Source organism: Streptomyces sp. NPDC002835 (assembly GCF_053591995.1).
This window is the reverse complement of record NZ_JBSFUW010000005.1, coordinates 198292-223306: the sequence shown is the minus strand read 5'-3', so window position 1 is coordinate 223306 and position 25015 is coordinate 198292. Positions and strand designations below refer to the sequence as shown.

Below are 25015 nucleotides of genomic sequence, written 5' to 3'. Positions count from 1 at the left end.
TAACCACTTGCCTATCAACCCGGGGCCGCGCTCGGCTACATGTTGATCATGTGACCGGCCAGCCCGTGCACCGCTTCCTTCACCGCCTCGCCGAGCGTGGGGTGCGCGTGCACGTTGCGGGCGACCTCGTGCACCGTCAGGTCCCACTGCTGCGCCAGGGTGAGTTCCGGCAGCAGCTCGGTGACCTCCGGGCCGATCAGATGGGCCCCCAGCAGTTCCCCGTGCCGGCCGTCGCTGAGGATCTTCACGAAGCCGGCGGGGTCGCCGAGTCCGTGGGCCTTTCCGTTGGCGGTGAAGGGGAACTTCTGCACCTGTACGTCGAAGCCGCGCTCGCGCGCCTGCGCCTCGGTCCAGCCGAAGCTGGCGATCTGCGGCTGGCAGTAGGTGGCGCGGGGGATCATCGTGTAGTCGAGTTCCATCGTCTCCGCGTCCGCGATGGTCTCGGCGGCGACGATGCCCATGGCCTCGGCGGCGTGTGCCAGCATGAGCCGTGCGGTGACGTCGCCGATCGCGAAGATGTGCGGAACGCTGGTGCGGCAGCGCGCGTCGATGTCGACCGCGCCGCGGTCGGTCAGCCGTACACCGGTGGCCTCCAGGCCGTAGCCGGTCACCCGCGGCTGGAAGCCGATGGCCTGCAGCACCTTGTCGGCTTCGAGGACCTGGCGCTGCCCGCCGGTCGTCACATGGACGCTCACCTTCGTGCCCGAGTCGTTGATGGCCTCGACCCGCGTGGAGGTCAGCACGTTGACGCCCAGTTTGCGGTACCGGCGGGCCAGTTCCGCGGAGACGTCCTCGTCCTCGAGCGGAACGATGCGGTCCATGAACTCCACGAGCGTCACCTGCACGCCGTAGATGTGCAGCACGTACGCGAACTCGACGCCGATGGCGCCCGCGCCGGCGATGACGATGCTCTCGGGCAGCCGGTCGCTGAGGATCTGCTCCTCGTACGTCACCACCCGCTCGCTCAGGCTCGTGCCCGGCAGCAGCCTCGTCGTGGCGCCGGTGGCGAGGATGCAGTGATCAAAATCGATGCTCTGCTCCGAGCCGTCCGAGGCGCGGACGCGCATGGCGTTGGCGCCGGTGAAGACGCCCGTTCCGTCGAACTCGGTGATGCCGTTCTTCTTCATCAGGTAGTGCACGCCCCGGACGCGCCCGTCGGCCACCTTGCGGCTGCGCAGGAACGCCTCCCCGTAGTCGAATTCGACCCGGCCCTCGACGCGGATGCCGAAGGTCTTCGCCTCATGGGTGAACAGATGGGCCAACTCGGCGTTGCGCAGCAGCGCCTTCGAGGGAATGCACCCCACGTTGAGGCACACTCCGCCCCAGTACCGTTCCTCCACCACCGCGACCGACATCCCGAGTTGGGCGCAGCGGACCGCCGCCGTGTAGCCGCCGGGGCCGGCTCCGAGAACCACGACATCGAAGTGTGCACTCATACCGGCACAATAAGGGCGCGGGTCCGGCGAGTCGCGTATCGCCGTGCGGCATCGGCGGAATCCACCGGCGCGCCGCACGGGCCCCGAGGCTGAGCGACCCCGCCCGGATCGGACGGGGTCGCTCGGCCTCGGCTGCCGGGAGGCGGCTCACGGCGGCCCAAAGGTCAGGTCACGCGGTGGTGCAGGCCCTGCCGTCGAGCGTGAAGCCCGTCGGCGCGGTGTTGGCGCCGCCCTTGGTGGCGGTGAAGCCGAGGGTCACCGAACCGCCCGCGGCGATGGTCGAGGTGTACGAGGCGGGGGTGACGCTCACCGCGCCGCCGTCCTGGGCCGGGGTTCCGCCCCACATGTTGGTGACGCGCTGGCCGTCGGCGAAGCTGAAGCCCAGCGTCCAGCCGTTGACGGCCTCGGCGCCGGTGTTGCGTAGGGCGATCTCGCCCTGGAAGCCTCCCGGCCACTCGTTGACGACGCGGTACCCGACGGCGCAGGCCGCGCCGGGGGCGCCCCCTTCGTCGGTGGTGACGCCGACCGTAGCCGAGCGGGCCGAGCGGTTCCCGGCCGCGTCGCGGGCGTAGACGGCGAAGGTGTACGCGGTGCCGGCGGTGAGGCCGGTCACCGTGGCGGTGGTCGTGGACGACGCGGCGACGTTGGTCTCCGAGGCGCCGCTGACGCTGACGACGTCGTATCCGGTGACGCCGACGTCGTCGGTGGCGGCGGGCCATGCAAGGGTGACCGAGTCGGCGGTCACGGCGGCGGCGGTCGGGGCGCCGGGGGCGGTCGGGGCCTGGGTGTCGCCGGTGTCGCCGCCGTAGACGGTGGCCTCGCGGGAGGTCTGGGCGATGCCGTTCGCGCCGTGGAAGATGCGCTCGCCCCAGGAGCTGAGGCGGCTCGGGTCGAAGTCGATCGCCAGGTCGAGGATCGGGTCGGTGTTGCCGCTCCAGGACCACGCGAGATAGCCGAGCCGGAGCTGCTCTGCGGCGGCCATCATGGTGTCCTCGTCGGGGTCGCCCCACTGGTCGGCGGGGCCTCCGAACTCGCCGATGAGGATGGGGAGTCCGGCGTCGACGAACGCGGTCAGGTAGTCGGTGATCTCCTGAGCGGTGTCGAAGACGCTGTACATGTGGATCGAGAAGATCAGGTTCCCGGTGGGGTCGGCGTCGTACACGGCCTGGGCGTTGGCGCGCATGACGCCTTGCCAGTCCTGGCCCCAGTTGGGTGCGTCCACCATGATCGTGTGCTGGAAGCCGGCGTCGCGGAGCTTCTTGACGGCGGCGCTGGTGGGGTCGGTCCAGCCCGCCGGATCGGTGTTGCCCCAGGGCTCGTTGCCGATGTTGACAACGACGTAGTCCTCCTCGCCGGTGAGCACGTCGCGCAGGCCGATCCAGTAGTCGGCCGCGTGGTCGAGCGTGCCGGCCGCCGCCTCCTCGCCGTAGCCGGTGGTGTCGTGCACCTCGAGTACGCAGATCAGCCGGTTGGCCTTGCAGTCCGCGACGACGGCGGCCACGTCGGCGGGGCTGTTCTCGGTCCAGCGGTGTCCGTCGGAGAGGACGACCCGTACGGTGTTGGCGCCCAGCGCCTTGATGTCGGCCAGCGACCGGGTCTCGCCCGGGTACCAGGTGTGGGCGTGATTGACGCCGCGCATGACGAAGTCGTTGCCGTTGGCTTCGAGGAGCCGGCCGTCGCTGATGTGAAGTCCGGGAGCGGCGCGGACATCGGACGGCTGCGCGTGCGCGGCGCTCGCGCCGAGGGAGCCGGGCAGGAACAGCCCGAGGACCACGGCGAGTCCGGCCAGCAGGGCGACGACGGAGGTCCTGGGCGCAGCGCGGCCTGTGGCGCCTCTCGCGGCGCCTACTGCCGGGCTTGCCGCAGTGCTTGCCGTCGTGCTTCTTGTCGCGCTTCTCGTTCCTGTCGCGCTTCTTGCTGTTCTCACTGTGTCTCCAGGAGTGGGGGCCGAGAAACCGTGGACATCGGATGTATGGGAGCGCTCCCATAAAGCCATGACGCCAGGAGCACGTCAAGACGTTGTGCGTCGGCCGCCTCGGTCAGTGGCCTCCGGACCCGGCGGCGGATGACCCGATGACGACCACTCGCGCCCACGCGGGCGGCGAGTCGGGCACATGGTCGGGGTCGTCCTCGTCCCACGACGCGGCCTGCTGCCGGGGGAACAGGCCGACCACCGTCCGGCACGGCGGCCGGGTGTCCGGCCAGGGCGTGTGCCCGTCGGTCAGGACCACGATCACGTCCGGCCGGGGCTGAGCCCGTAGCGCCTTCGCGAAGCCCGCGCGCAGGTTCGTCCCGCCACCGCCCACCAGCGGGATCCCCTCGGCACGGCACAGCGGGTGCACGGTCCCGGCGGCCGCGTCGCACGAGAGCACACTGACCAGATCCCGACGGCCGCCCACGGCACGGGAGATGGCGGCGACCTCCTGGAGAGCGCTGCCCAGTTCGGCGTCGCTGACCGACCCCGACGTGTCGATGACCACGACGACCCGGGGCGGCCGGCGCCGGAGGCTCGGCAGGACGACGCCGGGCACCCCGGCCGAGCGCCGCGCGGGACGGCCGTACGTGTAGTCCTCGCCGGCCCCGGCGCCGGAGGCCGCCGAGCGAAGCGCCGCGCCCAGCAACTCCCGCCACGGCTGCGGCGGTTGGAACGCCTCCTCCGCCCAGCGCCGCCAGCCCTTCGGGGCGCTTCCCGGACGGCCGTTGATGCCCTGCGCCACCCGGAACCGGACCGCGTCCCGTTCCTGCGCACTGAGGCCGTCCGCGCCGTCCGGTCCGAGCTCCCAGTCCCGCTCCAGTCCGTCGGCGCCACTGCCGCAGTCCAGCCAGATCATGCTCCGTGTGGGCGGCCCGAGCCGGAAATGACTCAGGTAGTCCTCCATGAGCTTTCCCTCGGCCAGATGCAACGACGCCGGTGTGACAGCGCCTTCGGGCATGACCAGCCCGTCGCCGAACACGTCGTCGTTGATCTCGCAGTCCGCGGCGATGTTCATCCGCAGCCGCTCCCCCGGGCCGGTCAGCCCCCGTTCCCTGGCGAGGCGGTCGCTGCGCCCGTGGTGGTCGCGCAGCAGGTGCGACACCTCGTGCACCCATACGCCGGCCAGCTCCTCCACCGGCGTCCGGTCCACGAACGCCGCCGAGACGTAACACCGCCAGTGCCGGTCGACGGCCATGGTCGGTACCCGTCGCGACTCCACGGTGTGCAGGGCGAACAGCGCGGTGGCGAGGTAGGGCCGGACCCGGGCGGCGTGGAGGCGGGCGGCGTAGAGCTTCTCGCGGTCCAGCGGACTGGTGGCGGGGGCGTCGTCACGGGCCGGCGGGCTCGTGGCGGGCCGGTCCTCGCCGCCCGGGGTGCTCGTCGCAGCCGGTTCGTCAAGGGCCGGCGTCTCCGGCGCGGGCGGCGTCATCGGGCGGCCTTCGCGACGGCCGCGGCACGGGCCGCCGCGTGGTCGGCGCGCCGGGACAGGGTCACCGCGCCGGCGAGTTTCTCGATCGACGCCGGAACGTCCCACGCCTCCTCGCGCAGCGTGGCGAGTGTGGTCGCGGGGACGACCACCAGGTCCGGCGCTCCGGTCTCCATCGCCCGGACCAGGAGCGCCCACGCCGCGTCCCAGCGGGACTTGTCCGGACGCCGGCGGACCGCCGCGACCACACCGTCGAGCACGGCCTGCCGCAGATCACCCCGTTCGGGCAGCTCAGCGCCGTCCGGGTCGGCGAGAAGGACTTCGGGGTCCGGGAGGTCCATCCGGTCCAGGCTCGCCAGCAGTTCCAGCCCCGGGCCGTCCCCCACGGTGCCCCTGACCAGCAGGGAGAGCACGTCCCGTGAGGAGCCGGCCGCGGTCGCGAAGGCGATGAGGCACAGGGTCATCTCCCAGCTGCGCGGGGACGGCCAGGCGCCGCCGCGGCGCGTTTCGCTGCTGGGCAGCCGGTGCACGAGACCGGGGCGGGCGGACAGCAGCCCGCACACCGCGCGGCGGGCGAAGTCCACGGCTTCCGGCAGCTTCTCCGGGTGGAGCCGCGGCAGGGTCGCCCGGGGCCAGGTCCCGCCGAGGCCGCGTACGACCACCTCGTGGTCGTGGGTCCACTGGAGATGGACGAACCGGTTGGCCAGCGGCGGGCTCAGCTCCCAGCCGTCGGCCGCCGAGGACCGGGGGTTGGCCGCGGCCACGATCCGTACGCCGGGCGGCAGTTGCAGTGCGCCGATCCGCCGCTCCAGCACGAGTCGGAGAAGGGCGGCCTGCACGGCGGGCGGCGCGGTGGACAGCTCGTCCAGGAACAGCAGGCCGCGCCCGGCCCGTACCAGCCGCACCGCCCAGTCCGGCGGGGCCATCGGGACGCCGTGCTCGGCGGGATCGTCCCCGATCACGGGCAGGCCCGAGAAGTCGGACGGTTCGTGCACGCTGGCGATCACCGTCGTCAGCGGCAGGTCGAGGGCGGCGGCCAGCTGGGTCAGGGCCGCGGTCTTGCCGATGCCCGGCTCGCCCCACAGAAGTACGGGCAGGTCGGCGGCGACGGCCAGAGTCAGGGCCTCCAGCTGGACGTCGGGGCGCGGCTCGGTGTCCGCGTCGCGCAGCAGGGCCAGCAGGTCGCCGGCGACATCGAGCTCGGAGTGGGTGCCGGCCGGGTCGGCAAGGAGAGCGGTCGCGGTGGAAAACGTGGATGTGGGCATGTTCGATCACCTTGGGTTTCGTCGGGAGCCGAGTGGCGCACACTCGGGCAGGGGTTGGGCGGAGGAGGGGGACGTGGTTTCCCGGTCAGCGAGAGATCATCTGGCGCGGGTGCCAACGGTGGTCACGGGGCCGGGGATGCCTCGGGGGGATGCGGTCGGGTCCGGGCCCGACCAGACCTGCCCGGAACAGTCCGTACGTGATCCGCCGCTGCGCGGCCGCCTCGAGTGCGTCCCGCAGAGCGCCGTCGCGCAGCAGTGCGCCGGGGCCCAACAGGCCCTCGACGACGGCCAGCGCACCGGCGGTGTCGCCGTGGGCGAGGCGTTCGCGGACGCCGGTGAGGCAGTCCGGACGGCGGTGCGCCTCGTCGATGGCCTGGAGGCACGGAAGCGGAGTACCGGTCAGCGCGGCCAGCAGTTCTTCCCGTCCGATCTCGGCCGGGTCGTGGTCCAGCGGGGCCAGCGCCCCGTCGACCAGGCCGATCCGGTGCCGAGCACCTCGGCACTCCACGAAGCGCGGTTGTCCCGCTTCGTACGGGCTCGGGGACGGACGGGCCGGCAGACGATCGGGTGCGCGGTCCGATGTGAGCGCGGAGGCGACCAGTGGGTGCAGCCGGTCGGCCTCGAGGAGACCGGTGCGGATCAGCTCCAGGTCGGGCAGCACCCAGGTTGCCGCGTCGGGGAGGACGGGCAGGGCGGAGGCGCCGCCGTCCCCCGACGCCGCGACGATCGCGGGCAGGCTGTCCCCGGCCCCGGCCGGCCGCAGGACGAGTCGGTGCCCGGTTCCGAGCCGCACGGTGAAGGGACCGGTGCGCCGGCCCTCGGCGCGGAGCAGGATCCTCGCCTCGGCCGCCCATCGGTCCACGGCACAGCGGTGCCCCTGGGGCACCGCCTCCAGCAGATCCGGGTCGAGCACAGGACGGCCGTCGCCGGACAGCGGTTCGGCGCCGGACCGGATCCGCAGCTCGTCGGTCCTGTACGCGTCCCACAAGTGGCGGTGCAGGTCGAGACGGTGGCGCCGGTCGGGGCGGGGATGCGGATGCCGCCAGGCACCGGTCCCGGCACGGGACCCGTCCCAGAGCGCGAGGCTGATCCGCTGACCGGCGTCCGCCCAGGCCGGCGGCGTGCGGGCCACGAGGTGCACCGGGCGTTCGCGGGCATGGCCGTCCGTCTCGTACCGCGCCAGAGCGACGGTCAGGCCGGGGCGCAGCAGTCCGTCGGGCGCGATCCTCGGCATGTGCCAGCGCAGCAGGTCGGGTGCCAGCCGGCGGAGGTCGGCCCGTACGCGGGCCGCGAGTTCGCGGCCGTGGGTGCGTGCCACGGTACGCAGGTCGAGATCGACGTCGAAGTTTGCGGCGGCGCACGCCCCCGCCCAGTCACCGGCACACCGGCGGGCGGTCGCGGTCTCGATCATGGAGGGCGGCACGGCGAACTCTCGCACGCGCAGCCAAAGGGAAAGGCGGGAATCCTCGTTCGCGATCCGAGTGAGCATCAGCACTCACCTTGCGCGGACGGGACCCCCAATCTGTCAGCAGAACAGTTCGTCATCGCGGTGATCGTAGCGCCCCTCGCTCCCCGCTGTCAGGTGCTTTCCGCCTCGACTGCGGGCGCGTGAGCGTCGAGCGGCACGGCTCGCGGCGGCCGGTCGCCCCTCCTCGGACGTCCGGCCGCCGTGGCCTGTCAGGTGCGGCTCGCCGTGCAGTCCGCGGGTGTGGGCCGGCCGGTCGGCCAGGCGAGGCCGACGAAGCGGATGCGTCCTGGCGCGTCGGGCGCGAGTTCCACCACGGACACCGCCTTGTTGTACGGGTTGCCGTAGTTGTCGAGGCAGATCCAGCCGCTGGCGCCGTCGACCTTGCCCATGCCGTGCAGGCGCAGCCACGAGTCGCTGATGCGGCCGAGGGCGGGGATGACGGGGTCGTTGTCGTCGCGCATCCGGATGGCGGTGATCGCCGTGAGGCCGGCGTCGTAGAAGGTGATGGTCCGCGAGTCGGTGAGTTCCACCGTGCCGATGTCCCCGACTTCCTTGCTGGTCGCCAGCTCGGCCAGGGTGCGGTAGGCGGCAGCGGAACCGCCGGTGGCGGGCGCTTCCGGGCCGGTCCAGGCGTCGGGGTGGGCGACGGCGGCGTACTGGAGGGTCACGCCCTTGCGGAAGGCGTCCCAGTCGAGAAGCCGGTCCGAGGGGAGGGTCGAGGCGCCGGAGCCGGTGATGACGGTGTACTTCTTCTCTGTGCAGCCCCGGTTGCCCAGTTCGTTGACGAACTGCCGTAGCTGGACGGGGCGTCCGGCGAAGTAGACGACCTTGGCGGACGACGTGCAGATGGTGTCGACCATCTGGTCGAAGGCGTTGGCGGTGGTGCCTTCCTCGTGGAAGTCCTCGGGCGCGCGGTACTGCTCGGGTGCGCGGGGTGATCCCAACGTCCGTTCGGCGAAGGCCCGTTTGAGGGCGTCGACGTAGTTGTCGCCGGTGCGGATGTCCTCCACGACCAGGGTGTGCTTGGGGTCGATGTCCTTGTTGAAGTGGGACAGGGCCCTGGCCTGGTCGGTGGTGGTGGGTACGACACGGGCGAGTCCCGGGTACGCGTCGGGCCGCTCGCGGCTGTTGCCCGAGTCGTCGGCGGTGATGGGTCCGCCGACGACGGGAATGCCGCGCTCCCGGGTGAGGTAGGCGATGGCCGCCTGGGTGGTGGCGGTGGAGACGTCGAAGCCGATCACGGCGCGCAGGTTGTCGGTCGTGGACTCGGACATGGCGCCGATCTGTTCGGCGACCGGCCTCCAGTGGGCGTGGTTGCGGCCCGGGTTGGCGAGCAGGAGCCGTATCGCCGGCTTCTTGCCGTTGGAGTCGTGGTTGGCGCGGTACTGCGCGAGGTAGGCGCCCTGCACCTCGTGGAGGGTCTTGCGCTGTTCGAAGCCCTGGGCGGGCGCCATCGGCAGCATCACGGCGACGGAGACGTGCGGTTCGTCCTCGATCCGCTCGTTCTCGGCCTTGATCCGTGCGCTGACCTCCTTGAGGTTGGCGGCGAAGACGAAGCTGCCGTCGGTGACGCCGGTGCATTCCCGTGCGCCTTCGGGGCCGCGTTCCTCGATGCCCTTGCCGCAGGCCGGGTCCGGGCCGAAGACGACGATGCCGGTCCACACGGCGGCGCCGAGGACCGCCAGGGCGACGACGAGGGCGGCCGCCTTGGTGAGCGGCCCGCCCGGGAGTCGTGCGATGAACGACGTCATGACGCGGCACCTTCCTCGACGGGCAGGTCTGGGGCCTGTACGCCGGCCCGCAGCCGGGCCGGCCAGGCGGCGGACGCCTCGCGGTAGGCGGCGTGCGCGGCCTTGTTGCCGTACAGCATCTCCAACGCGATGCGGACGGTGGTCAGTTCGTCCTCGCGGGGTGCGAGGGCCAGCGGGTCGGACAGCCGCCAGAGCAGGGGCACCAGTGAGGCGACGGCGTCGTGGTGGGGGCCCGGGACGCCGCTGCCGCAGGCCGTGCATGACAGCGTGGAGCTCTGGGCCGGGGGTTGGTAGCCGTCGCGCGGGTGCGGGGCGGCGCAGATGCGGTTGAGCGAGGTCAGCCACGAGGCGGGCGGGTCGACGGTGAACCGGTGGTGCAGTACGCACACCACCTCCTCGACGTGCCCGACGGCGAGCGTGTGGTGCAGAGCGGTGTCGCCGCGCGGGTCGCACAGGGAGCGCAGGCGCAGTTGGGTGTCGCGCCGGCGTTCGTGGGTGGTGGTGGCGGTCAGCCGGTGGCGTAACAGCAGGTCGAGGGCGCGGTCGCCGTCGAGGCAGGAGCGGGTGCGGTAGTCGTCGGCCTCGCGGACGCGGACGGCGACGAGATCCGGGGAGTGGTCCTCCGGGTGGGAGAAGGTCCACAGTCCGCGCCGGGTGCCGGGGTCGGCCGCGGCGGACAGCAGCACCAGGCGTTCGCGCATCACGGGATCGGGCAGCAGTGTGGCGAGGAGTAACGGCGCGGCCTCGTCGAGGAGTTCGGCGCTGCGCACCGTGCCCGCCTCCTGGACGCGGTGCACGGCGGTGTCCGCGAGGATGCGGGCGCTCGCCGCGCGGCCGCCGCTGTAGCGGGCGACGACGCGCGGCAGATGGTCGGGGTAGTCGACGGGGCTGAGCATCTCGGCGATGTGGGCCGGTTCGATGTCGGGGATGCTGAGCACCAGGGGCCGTTGCCGCGGTACGGCGTCGCCGCCGGCCTCGCTCAGCGGCGGGTACGGGTGCCCCTTGCCGAGCAGGGTGGCGAGGACCACGGGCCGGGTCGGGTCCTTGCCCGGCGCGCCGTGTCCGGCGTCGAGGAGGTCGAGGACGGTGCGTCCGACGTCGGTGTGGGCGTTGTCGAGGAGCAGCAGCGGTCTGGGCTTCTTGTTGAGCCGGCGCAGGGTGCCGTAGTTGGCGTCGATGTCGTCGAGGAGGGCGGCGACGAGATGTTCCTCGGCGGTGCGTCTGCGGTCGTCGAGTCTGCGGAAGCCGCGGACGAACTGGAAGAGCCGTTGCAGTGAGTCGCCCTGGTAGCCCTGTGAGCGGTGCAGCCGCCCGCCCCACCAGGCGAGCGCGCCCTTGTCCGGTTCGCTCCTGACGAGCTGCGCCCGGGCGGCGCCGAGGACGATCGCGGCGATGCTGTCGAGGCCGGGGACGGCGGACAGGACCTGCGGGAGGTGGTCGGTGACGACGTCGAACCAGCGGCCGAGGCTCTCCCTGCGGCGGCGTACGTCGGGGTCCTCCGCGGTGATCAGGGTGCGCAGGTCGTCCTCCGCCCGGCGCAGGTCGGGCGGCCGCACGTCGGTCCCGTCGCTGTTCAGCGGGCGCCAGGCGGTGACGACGAGGAGGCCGAGCGACAGCCGCGGAAAGGCCATGGGTCTGCCGAAGTGGCGTACGTCCAGGCCGAGTTTGTACGCCAGGAGATACAACAGGTGGGTGATGCGGGAGGCGTTGGGTACGTCGTCGTCGCCGTCGGCGACGCCCGGTTCGCCGTATCCGGCGGCCTCCAGGTCGACCCGTGCGAGCGGCACGCGGCCGTTGTACGCGTCATGGACGGCGCCCAGCAGGGCGGTCTTGCCGCTCCCCCGCCCGCCGACGATCCGCACCACGGGCGCGCCCTTGGGATAGGCGAACGGGACCTGGTACCCGTGGGTGTGGTGCAGTCCCACCAGCCGGGGGACGAAGTCCTCGTGCAGGGCCTGCTGACCGTACAGTCTCCCGCCCATGGCGCTCCCCCGCCTCCCCCTGCCCGGCCATGCATCATGAGATCAACTGAGCGTGCACAGAGGGAACTTACCCGACGGGCGGCTGCTCGGCAGAGGGTTGTGCAACGAACCTTTTCGCCCGCCGGCCGGCAGGGGCGGAGGACCGGCGGAGTAGCGTGACGATCATGGTGGAGTGGAATGTCCGGCGGGCCTCGGCGGCGGACGTCGAGGCGGTTGCCGAGTTGCGTGCCGTGGTGCTGCGGGACGACCTGGAGCGGCTCGGGCGGTACGACGAGGGGCGGGTGCGGCAGCGGCTGCGCGACGGCTTCGACCCGACGCACACGTGGGTGATCGAGGTGGGCGGCGCGTTCGCCGGCTGTGTCGCGCTGCGACGGGCCGGCGACGCCCACTGGCTGGAGCACTTCTATCTGGCACCGCGTCTGCAGGGCAGGGGCATCGGTTCCGGTGTGCTGCGCGGGCTGATGGAGCGCTGCGACCGCGACGGGATCCTTGTCCGGCTGAACGTGCTGCGGGGCAGTCCGGCCCGGCAGTTGTACGAGCGGCACGGGTTCAGGCTCGAGAGCGAGGACCCGGTGGACGTCTTCATGGTGCGCGAGCCGGCCTGAGACGTCGCGTCGGGCGAGGTTACGGCGGCGTCACCCTGCTCCATGCCGCGAGGGCCGCGGCGGTGAGGGAGATCAGGGCGAGGACGCCGAACAGCGCGGTGTGGCCTCCCAGCGCGCCCGCCAGCACGGCGCCGGCCCAGGGGGCGAGGGCCGCGGCGAAGGTGGTCGGGGCTGCGAGGAGGGCGGAGAGGCGGGCGTAGTGGCGGGTGCCCCAGCGGTCGGAGACGGCGGTGGCCTGGAGGAGGGTGAGGTTGCCGCGGACGAGTCCGGCCAGGACGGCGAGGGCGATCAGCAGCGGGACCGGCCCGGGCACCAGGGCGAAGGCCGCCGTGGTGGCGCCGCCCGCGGCGATGAGGAGCGTGGTGCGCGTCATGGCGCCGGTCCGGCGGGCGAGGGTGGCGTACAGCGCCCGTCCGAGGGTCTGGCCGGCGCCGCCGAGTCCCAGTGCCCAGGCGGCGGTCGACGCGCTCGCGCCGCGTTCGGTCAGCAGGGGGACGAGGCCGAAGACGACCGCGTGCATCGCGAAACCGGACAGGGTGAACGCGGCGCCCAGGAGCAGGAACGGGCGGGTGCGGGTGACGCGGTCCGCCTGCGGCGCGGCAGGCCGGTCGCGGGCCTCCACGGGCGCTGCCGGCCACGGGGCGCGGAGCGCGAGCGCGTGGGCGGGGAGGGTGACGAGAGCGAGGACCGCGGCCAGTACGGCGTACGTGGCGCGCCAGCTCAGGTGCTCGGCGAGGGCCGCGGTCAGTGGTGCGAAGACGGTGCTGGCCAGGCCGCCGGCCAGGGTGATGACGGTGAGTGCGCGGACGCGGTCGGCGCCCCACCAGCGGGTCACGGCGGCGAACGCCGGCTGGTAGAAGGTGGCGGCCATCGCCGCACCGGCCGCTGTCCACGCGGCGAAGAAGACCGGGAGGTTCGGAGCCGCGGAGACGCTGAGCATCGCGAGGACCGCGAGGAGGGAGCCGCCCGTCATGACGGCGTGCGGGCCGCGGCGGTCCAGGACGCGGCCGACCGGGATCCCGGCCAGGGCCGAGACGAGCAGGGCCACGGAGAAGGCGGCCGTCGTCGTGCCGGCGGACCAGCCGGTGTCGGCGGTGATGCGCGGCAGCAGGACCGGGAAGGCGTAGTAGAGGATTCCCCAGCCGGTGATCTGCGTGGCGCACAGCGCGGGCAGGACGCCGCGGGGCCGCGACCGGTCCCCCGTTCCGGTCGCGGCCCCGCTCGTGTGCGTGTGGGTCACGGTGTCAGCAGCCGCCGGAGGCGGCAGGGGCACCGACGCCGATCTGCACGGTGGCCGGGGCGGCGCAGCAGCCGCCTCCGGTCTCGGCCTGCGCCGCGTCGGGCTCGTCGAACAGTCCGGCGCCACCGCACACGCCGGTTTCCGGGAGGGTGAGTTCGACGCGCTCGGCGGCCTCGTGGTCTCCGGCGACGGAGGCGGCGATGGAGCGGACCTGCTCGTAGCCGGTCATCGCGAGGAAGGTGGGGGCGCGGCCGTAGGACTTCATGCCGACCAGGTAGACGTCCTTCTCGGGGTGGGAGAGCTCGTTCACGCCGTGCGGGTACACGGTGCCGCAGGAGTGCTGGTTGGGGTCGATCAGCGGGGCGAGCGCGACCGGGGCCTGGAGGCGTTCGTCGAGGCCGAGGCGGAGCTCGTCGAGGAAGGACAGGTCGGGGCGGAATCCGGTGAGGACGACGACCTCGTCGACCGGGTCCAGGCGGCGGCCGTCCTCCGACGCCAGCACCAGCCGGTCGCCGTCCCGTTCGACGTGGGTCGTGCGGAAGCCGGTGACGGCGTCGGCGTAGCCGTTGTCGACGGCGGCCTTGGCCGCGAGGCCGAGTGCGCCGCGGGCGGGAAGCTGGTCGGCCTCGCCGCCGCCGAAGGTGGAGCCGCTGATGCCCCGTCGCAGGATCCACACCGCGTGGGTGCCGGGCTCGTCCTTGGCGAGGTCCGCGAGGTAGGCGAGCGCGGTGAAGGCGGAGGCGCCGGAGCCGATGACGGCGGTGCGCCGGCCGGCGTAACGGGCGCGTACGGCCGGGTCCTTGAGGTCGGGGACGCGATACGAGATACGGTCGGCGGCCGCGCGCTCGCCGAGGGCGGGCAGACCGTCGCTGCCGATCGGGCTGGGGGTGGCCCAGGTGCCGGAGGCGTCGACGACGGCGCGGGCCATGAGGCGGGCTTCGGCGCCGTCGGCGTACTGGACGTGGACCGTGAGGGGCTGCTGCTCGCGGTCCGCGTCGACGACGCGGTCGCGGCCGAGGCGGGAGACGCCGGTGACTCGGGCGCCGGTGCGGACCTTGTCGCCGAGGGCGTCGGCCAGCGGCTGGAGGTAGCGGGCGGCCCAGTCCCCGCCGGTGGGGTACGTGGCCCCGTCGGGAGCCGTCCAGCCGGTCGGAGCGAGCAGCTTTTCGGCCGCCGGGTCGACCAGCTCGGCCCAGGTGGAGAACAGCCGGACGTGGCTCCACTCGCGGACGGCGGCGCCGGCGCTCTCGCCCGCTTCCAGCACCAGGGGCTCGATGTCGCGCTCCAGCAGGTGGGCCGCTGCGGCGAGTCCGACGGGGCCGGCTCCGATGACGATGACGGGAAGCTGCTGCGTGCTCATGTGGTGTCTCTCCTCGGTGCGAATGCGGGTCAGCGGGCGTGGACGAGGGCGGTGAGCTGTGCGTGCTGCCGAAGGCCTGCCGCGCGGTCGGCGCCGTCGCTGACCTGGGCGCAGCTGTCGCAGAAGCTGACGCCGGCCAGGTGTCGGGCGGTGCGGCGGGCCTTGGCGGCGGTGAGAGCGGTACGGATCGCGATGGTCACGGCAACCCCCTGATTCGATGTCTGTCGATACGCTGGAGCTTGCCACTTGCTTCGACGGCTGTCAACATAGACACATGTCGAATCTGGAAGTGGTGGAGTCGCCCGATCCGCAGGCCGGGGCCGTGGTGCCGTGCTGCCCCCCGATCACGGCCGGGGACCTGTCACAGGCCGACGCGGAGAGGATGGCCGCGATGTTCAAGGCGCTGTCCGATCCGGTGCGCCTGCGCCTGTTCTCGCGGGTGGCCTCACACCCGGGCGGTGAGGTGTGCGTGTGCGACATCGGCGACGTCGGGGTCTCCCAGCCGACGGTCTCGCACCATCTGAAGAAGCTGCGCGAGGCCGGCCTGCTGACCTCCGAACGGCGCGGCACCTGGGTGTACTACCGGGTCGCGCCGTCCGTGGTGGCGGCGATGTCCGCCATGCTCGACCTGCGCGCCTGACCGCCCGCGGCCCAGGGTCTGTCGTTTGGATCAGGCCGGATCGGCGAGCGGGGTCTGGTGCATGGGGTCTCCCCAGGCCCGCCAGGGCCGAGGGGACGCCTCGCAAGGCGGAGGATAGGGGTCCCCCCGCCGAAGGCAGGGGGAGAGTCCACGCGGTGGGGGCACCTCCCGTGCCCGAAGGGCTACGGGGGAGTCGGCGACTGACGACAACGCAGCGAGGTGCGGGGCACCAGGGCACGCGAGCCCGGCAAGATCCGAACGAGAGGCCCTAGGTCAGCCGCCGCAGTCGGGCGGGCAGCAGCGCGCCAGGTACTCCCTGAGCGCGTCCAGGCGGTCTGCCATGGTGGCACCGTCGGCGCGGTAGAAGACCTGCTTGCCCTCCTTGCGGGACAGCACCAGGCCGCCTCGGCGCAGCAGGCTCAGGTGCTCGGACGCGGTCGAGGGCTTGACACCGCACCGCTCGGCGATCTCTCCGACGGTGAGTTCACGTCCGCCCGTGAACTGGCGCATGACGCTCTGGCGGGTCTCGCTCGCCAGCGCCTTGAGAAAGTCGGCCGTCGCCCGGTCGACCGCCGGCACGGTCTCGTCACGGCCGGTCTCGTCACTGCCCACCTCACCCCTGCCGATCCCCTCGCTTGTCGCGGTCACTTCAGGCTCGACATTTCGTCACTTCCCGAAACAACGATCTGTATGAAGGGTTCAGGATCTCATGGAGCACTCCGACCTCATCGTCATCGGTGCGGGCCAGTCCGGTCTGGCCACCGCCGCGCTCGCGCCCCGTCACGGCTTCACCGGCACCCTGCTGCTGGAGGCCGCCGACCGGGCGGGCGGGGCCTGGCCGCGCTACTACGACAGCCTCACCCTCTTCTCCCCCGCCCGGTACTCGTCCCTGCCGGGGATGCGCTTCCCCGGCGACCCGGACCGCTACCCCACGCGTGACGAGGTGGTCGGCTATCTGCGCGACTACGCCCGGCGTCTGCCTGCCGGCATCCGTACGTCCACCCATGTTTCGTCCGTGTCCCGCGAGGACGGCGTCTGGGTGGTGAGCGCGGACGACGGCCGGCGGTTCGGCGCACCCGCGATCGTGGCCGCCACCGGCGACTACACGGGCCCGTACGTGCCGGACGTGCCCGGACGGGGCGAGTTCGCGGGGCAGCAGCTGCACGCCGCCGACTACCGGAACCCCGAGCGGTTCGCCGGCCGGCGGGTCCTCGTCGTGGGCGGCGGCAACTCGGCGATCCAGATCGCCGCCGAACTCGGCCCCGTCGCCGACACCACGCTCGCCACCCGCCGCCCGATCGGCTGGACGGCACAGCGCCCGCTGGGCCGGGACGTGCACTGGTGGTTCCAGCACACCCGCTTCGACATCGCCCCGATCCGTCGCCTGCTGGCGAAGGTGCCGGTCTCCGTCCTCGACGACGGCCACTACCGCGCCGCCCTCGACGAACACGGCGTGGACCGCCGCGAGATGTTCGCCCGCGTCACCCCGGACGGTGTCGTGTGGGCCGACGGGACGAAGGAGGCCGTCGACGCGATCATCTGGGCGACCGGCTACCGGCCGGCCTTCCCCTATCTGGCCGGCACCGGTGCCCTGGACCTCGCCGGCCTGCCCCGGCACCGGGGCGGTATCGCCACCGCCGTGCCGTCGCTCGGCTTCGTGGGGATGGAGTTCCAGCGGAGCTTCTCCTCCAAGACCCTGCGCGGGGCGGGCAGGGACGCCGGGCACGTCCTGGCCGGGCTGCACCGCCAGAGCCGCCGGGCCGGCGGACGCGCCGCCGGGAGGCCCTCCCAGCCGCAGCCGGGCAGGTCCTGACGGCAGCGCGGCCGGGCTGCCGACGCCGCCCGGCGCATTTCCGCCGCCGGCGGACACCCGGGCCGACGGCCCCCAACGTCGTCATTTACGCCCGCGGACACCCAGCGCGACCACGACCGCCACAGCGGCGACCGCCACAAGCCCCGCGACCGCCGTGTAGCCGTAGGCATCGGCAAGCGGGCCGCCGAGGACCGGTGCCAGCAGATAGCCCAGGATCCCGATCTGTGACCACAGAACCATCGCCGTGACGATCCGCCCGGCCGGCACCGCCTCGAGCAGCACGCCGATCGAACCGGTGTTGGCCATGCCGATACCGGCTCCCACCAGGATCAGCGCCCCGATCCACACCGTCACCGCCGAACCCGCTCCCACCACCGTGAAACCGACGACCAGCGGAATCGTGGATCCCAGGAGCGCCGCGCGAGGCCGCAGCCGGGCGGCGAGGACGGCGACCGTGGCGACGAGCACCGAGGTCGCCGCGTAGAGCAGCCCGATCTCGGACTGGCCGAGCCTGGTGCCGAAGTGCAGCGGCAGGACGCCCTCGACCAGGCCGAGGGCCAGCACGGCGAAGGCGATCCCGGCGCCTGCCGCCCGGAAGTCGCGGGAGCGCAGCACACCGCGGTCGGCGGTGAACGCCCCGGCGCGGGCGGGCAGTCGCAGCACCAGCAGCGGAACCATGGCAGCCGCGGCGAGCAGCAGGTAGGCGGCGAACGGGCCGCGTACGCCGTGGATCGCTCCCAGCAGCGGGCCGAGCAGACCACCGACGGAGTAGGCGGCGAAGATCCGGCTCATGCACACGTACTCCCGGCCCGGCCAGGCGGCGAGGGTGGCGAAGGTGATGCCGAGCCACAGGCATCCGGAGCCCAGCCCCATGACGAACCGGGCCACGCCGTAGTCGACCAGGCCGGTGCGGAGGACGAATCCGAGACAGCCCGCGCAGATCAGCAGCAGCCCACCGAGCATGACCTTCGCCGGGGTAGTGCGCTGGATCGCGAAACCGCCCACCGCGAACCCGGCGACCATGCCCAGCGGGAAGGTGGCCACCAGCATCCCCATCGCGGTCGCGCCGCCCCCGGTCTGCGAGGCGAGCGTCGGCAGGACGGGCGCGATCACGCTGTATCCGGCCGCGTCCAGCGCTCCCAGCGCCAGCAGCAGGGCGTAGACGGCTCGGGAACGGGCCCCGGACAACTGCTGCCCGGGTGCGGGCGGCGCGTTCATCGGCCGCTGACCAGCAGCGTCACGGTCTGCCCTCCTCGCTCCTCGTCGGCACCGGGGTCGGATGACGGTTCCCCACCATCATCCGGCGGACCATGTCACCGCACCTCGGGACGGGGCCGCCGCAGGGAGATCCTCTTGAGGCGCCGTCTGCTCCTCCTGGACCGGGCCCTCAGTCCCGCGAGCGGGTGGGCGCGGGAAGCTGGCCCGCGACGATCGCGGCGAGCGAGAGCGCGAACCCGGCGCATTGGACCGGGCCGAATGTCTCGCCGAGCACGACGGCGCCGAGGACCGCGGCGACCAGCGGCGAGAGCAGGACGAGGACCGCGACGGAGGTGACGGGCAGGGTGCCGATGCCGCGGAACCACAGGACGTAGGCGATCAGGCCGCCGACCAGCCCCAGCCAGAGATAGCCGAGGGCGGCGGCCTGGTCGACCGAGGGAGGCGCGCCCTCCGCGAGGAACGTGACCGGCACCAGGAACAGCCCGCCCGCGGTGAGCTGCCAGCCGGCGAACGCCGTGGGACTGACCCCGGACGGGCGTCCCCACCGCTTGGTGAGCGTCACGCCGAGCGCCATCGCGGCCGCGCCGCCGAGCCCCGCCACGACCCCGCCGAGGTCGAGTGCCGCGTCCGGCCCGACCACCACCAGGCCGACGCCGGCCATGCCGGCCAGTCCCCACGCGAGGCGCCAGGCGGACAGGCGCTCCTGAAGGACCGTCACGGCCAGCAGGGCGACGACGAGCGGCTGGACCGCCGACAGGGTGGCGGCCACACCTCCCGGCAGGCGTTCGGCCGCGATGAACAGCAGCGGGAAGAGGAGTCCGATGTTCAGCACGCCGAGCGCCGCGGCCTTTCCCCACCACGCTCCGCGCGGCAGCGTCCGGGTGATCGCGAGTGCGATCAGCCCGGCGGGCAGCGCGCGCAGGAGTCCCGCGAACAGCGGGTGTCCCGGCGGCAGAAGCTCGGTGGTGACGACGTAGGTCGTGCCCCACGCCATCGGGGGCAGCGCCGTCAGAACGGTGCGCGGCAGGGGGCCGCGGGGAGCACCGCCGCCGGTTCCGGAGGGGACACTCTCTGCCCGCTGTGCTGCTGGACTGGTCATGCCGGAAGTCTCGTCCGGCCACGATCGATGAGTCCAACACATGTTTGTCACCCGATCGATCTCGATGGACGATGGATCGATGGAGCTCCAGCAGATGCGTTACGTCGTCGCCGTCGCCGAGACGAACAGCTTCACCCGGGCCGCGGAACGATGCCTGGTCGTGCAGTCCGCCCTCAGCCACCAAATCGCCCGTCTGGAACGGGAACTGGGCGCGCGGCTCTTCGAACGCACCAGCCGCCGGGTGCGGCTGACCGCGGCCGGTGCGGCGTTCCTGCCCGCCGCCCGTCAGTGTCTGGACGCCGCCGAGCGCGCGGCCGCCGAGGTCGCGGCGGCTGTCGGCGAGGTACGCGGACGGCTCGCCGTGGGCCTGATCCCGAGCGTCGCCGCGGTCGACATCCCCAGCGCCCTGCGCGACTTCCACCAGCAGTACCCGCAGGTGCGCATCAGCCTGCGCGTGGGCGCCAGCGAGGAACTCGCCGAGCAGGTCAGACAGGGAGCCATCGAGGTGGCCTTCCTCGGGCTGCCCACCACGGCGCGGCCCCAGGGCGTCCACGCCCATGAACTCGCCCGTGACCGGCTCGTCGCCGTGGTCGCACCGGACCACCCCCTCGCCGGCGGGACGGCGGTCGACCTCCGCCGGCTCTCCTCCGAGGTGTTCGTGGACCTGCCGGCCCAGACCGCCGGACGTGTCCAGTCCGACCAGGCCTTCGCAGCCGCCGGCCTCAGCCGCGACGTCGCCTTCGAGGTGACCAACGCGGACTTCCTGGCCCGACTGGTCGGCAAGGGCCTCGGCATCGCCATGCTGCCGTCCGCCTACGTGCCTCAGCTCAGCGGCGTCACCACGGTCGAGGTCACCGACGCGCCGGCCCGCGTCGAATACGTCGTCTGGAGCCGCGCGGACCGCACACCCGCGGCGACCGCCTTCCTCGCCCTGCTGGACATCCCGGACGCGCCCGGCACGGCTACCGAGCATGTCCCCGAGAAGACCGGGGACGCGGCTGCGTGCGGACAGCCCAGGTAAGCGAATCGGTCAGGAATCGAGAAGCACGGGTCACAGAGCCGCACCTAGCATGATCGTCATGGACATCACCATTCACACGAGCTTCCTCCCGCACGACGACCCGGACGCGTCCCTGGCCTTCTACCGCGACACCCTCGGCTTCGAGGTCCGCAGCGACGTCGGACAGGGCAAGATGCGCTGGATCACGGTCGGCCCCGTCGGCCAGCCCGGCACCTCCATCCTCCTGGCGCCGCCGGCCGCCGACCCGGGGATCACCGAGGACGAGCGCCGCACCATCGCCGAGATGATGGCCAAGGGCACGTACGGCTGGATCCTGCTGGCCACCCGGGACCTCGACGCCACGTTCGAGAAGGTGCAGGCCGGCGACGCCGAGGTCGTGCAGGAGCCGACCGAGCAGCCGTACGGCATCCGCGACTGCGCCTTCCGCGACCCCGCGGGCAATCTGATCCGCATCCAGGAGCTTCGCTGAGCCGTCGGCTCGCCGCTTCGGCGGTGACGGCCGCCGCGGCCCACCGCGAGGAACACGACGCACGCCCTGGGCGGGCGCTCGGCAGCGCGAACGGACGTCGATGAAGAGGAGTCCTGTCATGTGTCACCCCTCGTGGGGGCGCGCACGCACCGCGGCGCAGCGTCTGAACGACCTCGCGCGACTGCGCCGCGTACGCGACCGGATCGACCGGGAGTACGCGCGGCCGCTGAACGTCGAGGCACTCGCCCGCGGCGCGAACATGTCCGCCGGGCGCCTCAGCCGCGCGTTCCGGCTGGCGTACGGGAAGTCGCCGTACGCGTACCTGACGGCGCGTCGTATCGAGCGCGCGACGGCGCTGCTGCGCCATGGCGACCTCGGCGTCACCGAGGTCTGCTGCGCGGTCGGCTGCTCGTCGCCGGGCGTCTTCAGCACCCGTTTCACCAAGCTGGTCGGCTTGCCGCCGAGCGCCTACCGGCGCCGCATGGCAAGGATGCCGCTGAGTGTGGCCGAACACATGGCAGGACCGGTCAGGAATCGAGAAGCGCCGGTCACCGAGCCGCAACTAGCGTGAGGGACATGGCAACCATCGAATCCATCACCCTCGACGTGCCCGACCCCACGGCCGCCGAACAGTTCTATGCCACCGCCTTCGGCCTGGACTCGCAGATCCGGCTGCGGGCCTCGGAGGCGCCCACCACCGGCTTCCGTGGCTTCACGCTCTCGCTCACGGTCTCCCGGCCGGCCGACGTCGACAGCCTCGTCGACGCCGCCCTCGCCGCCGGCGCCACGCCGCTGAAGCCCGCCGCGAAGTCGTTCTGGGGCTACGGCGGTGTCGTACGGGCCCCGGACGGGACGATCTGGAAGGTCGCGACCTCGGCGAAGAAGGACACCGGCCCCGCCACCCGGCGGATCGACGAGATCGTGCTCCTGCTGGGCGTCGCGGACGTGGCCGCGAGCAAGCGGTTCTACCTCGACCAGGGCCTGGCCGTGGCAAAGAGCTTCGGCCGCGTGTACGTCGAGTTCGCAGCCGGGTCGAGTCCCGTCAAGCTGGCCCTGTACCGGCGCCGTGCGCTCGCCAAGGACGTCGGTGTCTCGCCCGACGGCACCGGATCGCACCGGCTCGCGATCGGCGGCGGTGACGGGCCGTTCACCGACCCGGACGGGTTCGCGTGGGAGGCCGCGACGCCGGCCCCCACGCCCTGAGCCCTCCCCGTACAGGGTCTTCACAACGTGACTGGAGGAAGCATGACGGACGCACCACCGCGTGGACTCGAGGAGAGGCTGCGGGACACCCGCGCGAGGCTGGCGAGCGACATCGACCTGTGGGTGGCGACATCGGGTTCCCCGGGCGGCGTGCACCTCGTCCCCCTCTCGTACCTCTGGGACGGGACCGCGTTCCTCGTCTCGACGCCGCGCGCCTCGGTCACCGGCCGCAACCTGCTGGCGGACGAGCGGGTGCGACTCAGCCTCGGACCGACCCGCGACGTCGTCGTTGTCGACGGCACCGCCGAGCCGGTGGACATCGCCGGCCTCGGCCCCGAGGCGGGCGACGCGTTCGCGGCCAAAACCGGTTTCGACCCGCGCGAACTCGACGCGCCCTACCAGTACTTCCGGATCCGGCCGCGGCGCATCCAGGCCTGGCGCGAGGTGAACGAACTGCGGGGGCGCGACCTCATGCGCGACGGCCGCTGGCTCGGCTGACGGACGCACAGGAAGGAACCGGGCCGGCGGTGTCACTGCCCCGGGCGCCGCGCCCGCACACCGGCGGAGTGGTAGCGGCGGAGGAGGACCGTACTGAGGACGGTGCCGACGACTCCGGCGAGCAGGGCCCCCGCGCCGACGCCGTACATGCCGGGCGTGGCCGAGGCGAACCGGGCGTCTTCGGGGTCCTCAGGGCCGTACCGGATCGTTAAGCGGTCGCCCACGGCGGGCCGGTCGTCCTCGTCGTGCCGCCGGGTGAGCGCGGCCGCGCGGCCCTCGCGTGTGGTGAACTCGTAGGTCACGGACCGGCAGGCGTACTCCTCGCTGCCGCTCTTGCCCGCGTTGCGGGTGCAGGTCCGCGTATCGCCGATGGTGGTGACCGTCGCTCGTGCCTCGACGCTGTGGTACCGGAACCAGAGCGTCTCCCCCACCAGGAAGCACCCGGCGAGCAACGCCGCCAGCGAACCAGCCAGCACCGGGAACAGCCCCTTCGGGATACCCGCCCGCGCCCGGCGCGCCCGTCCCGCCGCCGTCCTGTTCACCATCTGGTCCCGCCCCCGTTTGATCCCGCCCGAGTATGGTGCGCGGCCTCGCGGTTCGTCCAACCGGGCGGTAGCCGGGCCGAGTTTGCCTGGAACGCGACACCGCGCAGGACCGGCGGGCTCGTCACCACCGTCGCCTGGTGCCCGCGAGCCGCTCACCGGCTCAGGACGCGGCGCGGGCCCAGCGGTTGAGCGTCCCGCTCGCGTCGTCGTAGGTGAGCCAGGTCCCGTCGCCGAGCGGGCGCACGTAGCCGGCGACAGGGGTGGTGGGATACGCGACCGGCCCGCGTATCCGCAGGGTGCGGGCGTCGAGCAGCCAGTGGCGGGTCCGTTCCGGGGCCTCGTCGGATTCGACGGTCGAGGCGATGACGGTGTCGGCGTCGACGAAGCCGCAGCCGTACTCCCAGCTCGGCGGGTCCTCGTCGTCGCCCGGCCCGGGCGCCCGCTCGGCGAGCACGGTGCCGTCCAGGGCGTGCAGTTCCAGGTCCGCGCCGTAGTGCTCGACCGTCAGGAAGCCCGGGTGCGCCGCGTGGACGTCCATCAGGATGCGGTCCATGGTCTCGTTGACATCCCAGTGCGTCAGCTTCTCGCCGTCCCAGCGCGCCCAGTGGAGCAGGATGCCGTCCTGGCCCATGCCGACGCACAGTCCCATGTGGACACCGTCCGGGTGGGAGAGGTGGTGTGAGCCGGCGGCCGCACTGTCCAGCGGCAGCCGGGCCAGCTCCCGTCCGTCCCGGGTGTCCAGGACGACCCAGCACTCCTCCCAGTCGGCCTCCTCCGGCTCGACCACCACGTGCGCCCAGACGAGCCGGCCGTCGTCGGAGACCCGGCACGATCCGTGTTCGAGGCCGCGGCACACCTCCGACTCGTCCCCCGTGTGCGAGTGCCCGATCTCGGGCCCCCAGCAGCCGTGCCGGTACTCCCACAGCGTCTCTCCGCCGGCGCCGACGGCCCGTACCGCGCGCTGACCCGAGAACACCGCGAACGTGCCCTCAGGGCTCACCGAGTGGACACCGCGGTCCCACCCCGGCCACGGAAGGGGGAAGACGGCGGTGGGCGCCCGCTCCCCCGCGAACACCTCGTACAGGTCGTAGACCTCCAGCTCGTGCCCGTGCTGAAGGAGGGCGCGGCGCGGTCCGTCCCCGCGGCTCTCCAAGGCGAAGCCGTGGACCAGTGCGCCGCCACCGGGCAGCTCTACCGAGTCGCGCAGTTGTGCGGTGATCGACATGGTTCGACGGTAACGGGCCCCACTGACAACGGCTCCCGCGGCTCCGGCACGTCCCCTGTCTCAGGTGGTGGTTGGCGGCGATTCCTCTGCCCGGTCGCCCCACGGGACCCACGTCATTCTCGGCGCGTCCGCACGAGTCATTCCGACGGACGAGAACGCCGCCGCCGCCACCGTGGCGGCGGCGGTGAGCGCGACCACCAACCAGGCACCTCCGACCGGGGCGTTCGTCTGTGGCCGGGCGAACCCTCCGGGCACGGCGTACACCAGGAGCCGGTCTCCCGCCTCCGCGCCGGCGGGGCACGCCTTCCCCAGCGGGACGAAGTCCGACTCCCGGAGGGTCCGTTCGAGTTCCGTCCCGTCGAGCCGCTCCAGCGAGCATTCCCACCAGGTACCGGTCACCGTCCCCGTCGGCCCGGTCCTCTCGTGCCGGACGGCCTCCGTGACGACGGTCTTCACCGGCTTGCCCCACACGTCGAGCACGGCCTGGTCGAGAAAGGCCAGCAGTCCGACGGCCAGCAGAGCTTCCGCGATCGCGGCCGCCCCGAAGTGCCAGGGACCAAGGCGGATGAAGCACAGGGCGATCAGAGCGAAACCCATGCCCAGGAGCGACAGCGCCGCGACGACGGCCGTCGCCGGGTGGGGCCACCACGTGGGGACCAACACGACCAGGATCACGGCGAGCACGCATGTCAGCATCGACGCGGTGACGCCCACCAGCGCACCGGCCACCCGAACCCGCAGTCTTCCCATCACTGGCGTCTCCCCCGTCTCCCAAG

Annotated in this window: 24 protein-coding genes; 8 read left to right on the top strand and 16 right to left on the bottom strand. The window is 72.8% G+C overall.

Going from position 1 to position 25015, the window contains the following annotated elements; genetic code table 11:
* Nucleotides 1–35 precede the first annotated feature (35 nt).
* The 7 genes from lpdA to ACWD01_RS07990 form a co-directional block, all read right to left on the bottom strand.
* A complete protein-coding gene (gene lpdA, locus ACWD01_RS08020; protein ID WP_451159269.1) occupies nt 36–1436 on the bottom strand; it encodes a dihydrolipoyl dehydrogenase in 1401 nt (466 codons plus the stop codon).
* A 169-nt stretch (nt 1437–1605) separates the two neighbouring features.
* Nucleotides 1606–3210 (bottom strand): cellulase family glycosylhydrolase, encoded by a 1605-nt coding sequence (locus ACWD01_RS08015; protein ID WP_451159267.1) that lies wholly within the window; start codon nt 3208–3210, stop codon nt 1606–1608.
* Nucleotides 3211–3475: 265 nt separating this feature from the next.
* The gene (locus ACWD01_RS08010) at nt 3476–4840 is read right to left on the bottom strand and encodes a vWA domain-containing protein (RefSeq protein ID WP_451159265.1); all 1365 of its coding nucleotides are present in this window, start codon (nt 4838–4840) and stop codon (nt 3476–3478) included.
* Nucleotides 4837–6102: an AAA family ATPase gene (locus ACWD01_RS08005; protein WP_451159263.1), complete on the bottom strand. Its 1266-nt coding sequence runs from the start codon at nt 6100–6102 to the stop codon at nt 4837–4839. The genes ACWD01_RS08010 and ACWD01_RS08005 overlap by 4 nt, the downstream gene beginning before the upstream one ends.
* A gap of 85 nt (nt 6103–6187) precedes the next feature.
* Nucleotides 6188–7591, bottom strand: a complete 1404-nt coding sequence (locus ACWD01_RS08000) for a hypothetical protein (protein WP_451159261.1) — start codon at nt 7589–7591, stop codon at nt 6188–6190.
* A gap of 188 nt (nt 7592–7779) precedes the next feature.
* Nucleotides 7780–9321 carry a hypothetical protein gene (locus ACWD01_RS07995; RefSeq protein ID WP_451159259.1) on the bottom strand — a complete coding sequence of 514 codons (1542 nt, stop codon included), beginning with the start codon at nt 9319–9321 and terminating at the stop codon, nt 7780–7782.
* Nucleotides 9318–11303, bottom strand: a complete 1986-nt coding sequence (locus ACWD01_RS07990) for a hypothetical protein (RefSeq protein WP_451159257.1) — start codon at nt 11301–11303, stop codon at nt 9318–9320. Before ACWD01_RS07990 ends, ACWD01_RS07995 begins: the two co-directional genes overlap by 4 nt.
* A gap of 164 nt (nt 11304–11467) precedes the next feature.
* Here ACWD01_RS07990 and ACWD01_RS07985 point away from each other — a divergent pair, with 164 nt between their 5' ends.
* Complete coding sequence (locus ACWD01_RS07985) at nt 11468–11908, top strand: GNAT family N-acetyltransferase (RefSeq protein WP_451159255.1); 441 nt, start codon at nt 11468–11470, stop codon at nt 11906–11908.
* Between the two features lie 19 nt (nt 11909–11927).
* On the opposite strand, the gene ACWD01_RS07980 is transcribed toward ACWD01_RS07985, so the two are convergent.
* The 3 genes from ACWD01_RS07980 to ACWD01_RS07970 are packed head-to-tail and all read right to left on the bottom strand — an operon-like array spanning nt 11928 to nt 14708.
* Entirely contained in the window at nt 11928–13148 is a 1221-nt protein-coding gene (locus ACWD01_RS07980) for an MFS transporter (protein ID WP_451159253.1), read from the bottom strand.
* Between the two features lie 4 nt (nt 13149–13152).
* Nucleotides 13153–14508 (bottom strand): NAD(P)-binding domain-containing protein, encoded by a 1356-nt coding sequence (locus tag ACWD01_RS07975; protein WP_451159251.1) that lies wholly within the window; start codon nt 14506–14508, stop codon nt 13153–13155.
* 29 nt (nt 14509–14537) lie between these two features.
* Nucleotides 14538–14708: a hypothetical protein gene (locus ACWD01_RS07970; RefSeq protein WP_451159249.1), complete on the bottom strand. Its 171-nt coding sequence runs from the start codon at nt 14706–14708 to the stop codon at nt 14538–14540.
* A 74-nt stretch (nt 14709–14782) separates the two neighbouring features.
* On the opposite strand from ACWD01_RS07970, the gene ACWD01_RS07965 reads away from it, so the two are divergent.
* Nucleotides 14783–15148, top strand: a complete 366-nt coding sequence (locus ACWD01_RS07965) for an ArsR/SmtB family transcription factor (protein WP_451159247.1) — start codon at nt 14783–14785, stop codon at nt 15146–15148.
* A gap of 273 nt (nt 15149–15421) precedes the next feature.
* Here ACWD01_RS07965 and ACWD01_RS07960 read toward each other — a convergent pair whose 3' ends face one another.
* A complete protein-coding gene (locus ACWD01_RS07960) occupies nt 15422–15796 on the bottom strand; it encodes an ArsR/SmtB family transcription factor (RefSeq protein ID WP_451159245.1) in 375 nt (124 codons plus the stop codon).
* Between the two features lie 61 nt (nt 15797–15857).
* On the opposite strand from ACWD01_RS07960, the gene ACWD01_RS07955 reads away from it, so the two are divergent.
* The gene (locus ACWD01_RS07955; RefSeq protein WP_451159243.1) at nt 15858–16961 is read left to right on the top strand and encodes a flavin-containing monooxygenase; all 1104 of its coding nucleotides are present in this window, start codon (nt 15858–15860) and stop codon (nt 16959–16961) included.
* An 81-nt stretch (nt 16962–17042) separates the two neighbouring features.
* Here the strand turns inward: ACWD01_RS07955 and ACWD01_RS07950 are convergent, their stop codons facing one another.
* Both ACWD01_RS07950 and ACWD01_RS07945 read right to left on the bottom strand, forming a co-directional pair.
* Nucleotides 17043–18179, bottom strand: coding sequence for an MFS transporter (locus ACWD01_RS07950; protein WP_451159241.1), 1137 nt, complete (start codon nt 18177–18179; stop codon nt 17043–17045).
* Nucleotides 18180–18348: 169 nt separating this feature from the next.
* Complete coding sequence (locus tag ACWD01_RS07945) at nt 18349–19278, bottom strand: EamA family transporter (RefSeq protein ID WP_451159239.1); 930 nt, start codon at nt 19276–19278, stop codon at nt 18349–18351.
* A 40-nt stretch (nt 19279–19318) separates the two neighbouring features.
* Here ACWD01_RS07945 and ACWD01_RS07940 point away from each other — a divergent pair, with 40 nt between their 5' ends.
* The 5 genes from ACWD01_RS07940 to ACWD01_RS07920 all read left to right on the top strand — a co-directional run bounded on the left by ACWD01_RS07940 (nt 19319) and on the right by ACWD01_RS07920 (nt 22469).
* Complete coding sequence (locus tag ACWD01_RS07940; protein WP_451159237.1) at nt 19319–20299, top strand: LysR family transcriptional regulator; 981 nt, start codon at nt 19319–19321, stop codon at nt 20297–20299.
* 58 nt (nt 20300–20357) lie between these two features.
* A complete protein-coding gene (locus ACWD01_RS07935; RefSeq protein WP_451159235.1) occupies nt 20358–20768 on the top strand; it encodes a VOC family protein in 411 nt (136 codons plus the stop codon).
* A gap of 118 nt (nt 20769–20886) precedes the next feature.
* Nucleotides 20887–21339, top strand: coding sequence for a helix-turn-helix transcriptional regulator (locus ACWD01_RS07930; RefSeq protein WP_451159233.1), 453 nt, complete (start codon nt 20887–20889; stop codon nt 21337–21339).
* Nucleotides 21340–21344: 5 nt separating this feature from the next.
* On the top strand, nt 21345–21971 hold the full coding sequence (locus tag ACWD01_RS07925; protein ID WP_451159231.1) for a VOC family protein: 627 nt from the start codon (nt 21345–21347) through the stop codon (nt 21969–21971).
* A 42-nt stretch (nt 21972–22013) separates the two neighbouring features.
* On the top strand, nt 22014–22469 hold the full coding sequence (locus ACWD01_RS07920; RefSeq protein ID WP_451159229.1) for a pyridoxamine 5'-phosphate oxidase family protein: 456 nt from the start codon (nt 22014–22016) through the stop codon (nt 22467–22469).
* Between the two features lie 32 nt (nt 22470–22501).
* On the opposite strand, the gene ACWD01_RS07915 is transcribed toward ACWD01_RS07920, so the two are convergent.
* From ACWD01_RS07915 to ACWD01_RS07905, 3 genes are all read right to left on the bottom strand, one after another.
* A complete protein-coding gene (locus ACWD01_RS07915; protein WP_451159227.1) occupies nt 22502–23014 on the bottom strand; it encodes a hypothetical protein in 513 nt (170 codons plus the stop codon).
* 160 nt (nt 23015–23174) lie between these two features.
* Nucleotides 23175–24239: a hypothetical protein gene (locus ACWD01_RS07910; RefSeq protein ID WP_451159225.1), complete on the bottom strand. Its 1065-nt coding sequence runs from the start codon at nt 24237–24239 to the stop codon at nt 23175–23177.
* 60 nt (nt 24240–24299) lie between these two features.
* Complete coding sequence (locus ACWD01_RS07905) at nt 24300–24989, bottom strand: hypothetical protein (protein WP_451159223.1); 690 nt, start codon at nt 24987–24989, stop codon at nt 24300–24302.
* Nucleotides 24990–25015 lie beyond the last annotated feature (26 nt).

What these genes read in the sequence shown, in the direction of transcription:
- lpdA (WP_451159269.1), bottom strand. Translation starts at nt 1,436, where the DNA reads ATGAGTGCACACTTCGATGTCGTGGTTCTCGGAGCCGGCCCCGGCGGC.
- ACWD01_RS08010 (WP_451159265.1), bottom strand. Translation starts at nt 4,840, where the DNA reads ATGACGCCGCCCGCGCCGGAGACGCCGGCCCTTGACGAACCGGCTGCG.
- ACWD01_RS08005 (WP_451159263.1), bottom strand. Translation starts at nt 6,102, where the DNA reads ATGCCCACATCCACGTTTTCCACCGCGACCGCTCTCCTTGCCGACCCG.
- ACWD01_RS08000 (WP_451159261.1), bottom strand. Translation starts at nt 7,591, where the DNA reads ATGCTCACTCGGATCGCGAACGAGGATTCCCGCCTTTCCCTTTGGCTG.
- ACWD01_RS07995 (WP_451159259.1), bottom strand. Translation starts at nt 9,321, where the DNA reads ATGACGTCGTTCATCGCACGACTCCCGGGCGGGCCGCTCACCAAGGCG.
- ACWD01_RS07990 (WP_451159257.1), bottom strand. Translation starts at nt 11,303, where the DNA reads ATGGGCGGGAGACTGTACGGTCAGCAGGCCCTGCACGAGGACTTCGTC.
- ACWD01_RS07985 (WP_451159255.1), top strand. Translation starts at nt 11,468, where the DNA reads ATGGTGGAGTGGAATGTCCGGCGGGCCTCGGCGGCGGACGTCGAGGCG.
- ACWD01_RS07975 (WP_451159251.1), bottom strand. Translation starts at nt 14,508, where the DNA reads ATGAGCACGCAGCAGCTTCCCGTCATCGTCATCGGAGCCGGCCCCGTC.
- ACWD01_RS07965 (WP_451159247.1), top strand. Translation starts at nt 14,783, where the DNA reads ATGTCGAATCTGGAAGTGGTGGAGTCGCCCGATCCGCAGGCCGGGGCC.
- ACWD01_RS07955 (WP_451159243.1), top strand. Translation starts at nt 15,858, where the DNA reads ATGGAGCACTCCGACCTCATCGTCATCGGTGCGGGCCAGTCCGGTCTG.
- ACWD01_RS07950 (WP_451159241.1), bottom strand. Translation starts at nt 18,179, where the DNA reads ATGAACGCGCCGCCCGCACCCGGGCAGCAGTTGTCCGGGGCCCGTTCC.
- ACWD01_RS07945 (WP_451159239.1), bottom strand. Translation starts at nt 19,278, where the DNA reads ATGACCAGTCCAGCAGCACAGCGGGCAGAGAGTGTCCCCTCCGGAACC.
- ACWD01_RS07940 (WP_451159237.1), top strand. Translation starts at nt 19,319, where the DNA reads ATGTTTGTCACCCGATCGATCTCGATGGACGATGGATCGATGGAGCTC.
- ACWD01_RS07935 (WP_451159235.1), top strand. Translation starts at nt 20,358, where the DNA reads ATGGACATCACCATTCACACGAGCTTCCTCCCGCACGACGACCCGGAC.
- ACWD01_RS07930 (WP_451159233.1), top strand. Translation starts at nt 20,887, where the DNA reads ATGTGTCACCCCTCGTGGGGGCGCGCACGCACCGCGGCGCAGCGTCTG.
- ACWD01_RS07925 (WP_451159231.1), top strand. Translation starts at nt 21,345, where the DNA reads ATGGCAACCATCGAATCCATCACCCTCGACGTGCCCGACCCCACGGCC.
- ACWD01_RS07920 (WP_451159229.1), top strand. Translation starts at nt 22,014, where the DNA reads ATGACGGACGCACCACCGCGTGGACTCGAGGAGAGGCTGCGGGACACC.
- ACWD01_RS07915 (WP_451159227.1), bottom strand. Translation starts at nt 23,014, where the DNA reads ATGGTGAACAGGACGGCGGCGGGACGGGCGCGCCGGGCGCGGGCGGGT.
- ACWD01_RS07910 (WP_451159225.1), bottom strand. Translation starts at nt 24,239, where the DNA reads ATGTCGATCACCGCACAACTGCGCGACTCGGTAGAGCTGCCCGGTGGC.
- ACWD01_RS07905 (WP_451159223.1), bottom strand. Translation starts at nt 24,989, where the DNA reads ATGGGAAGACTGCGGGTTCGGGTGGCCGGTGCGCTGGTGGGCGTCACC.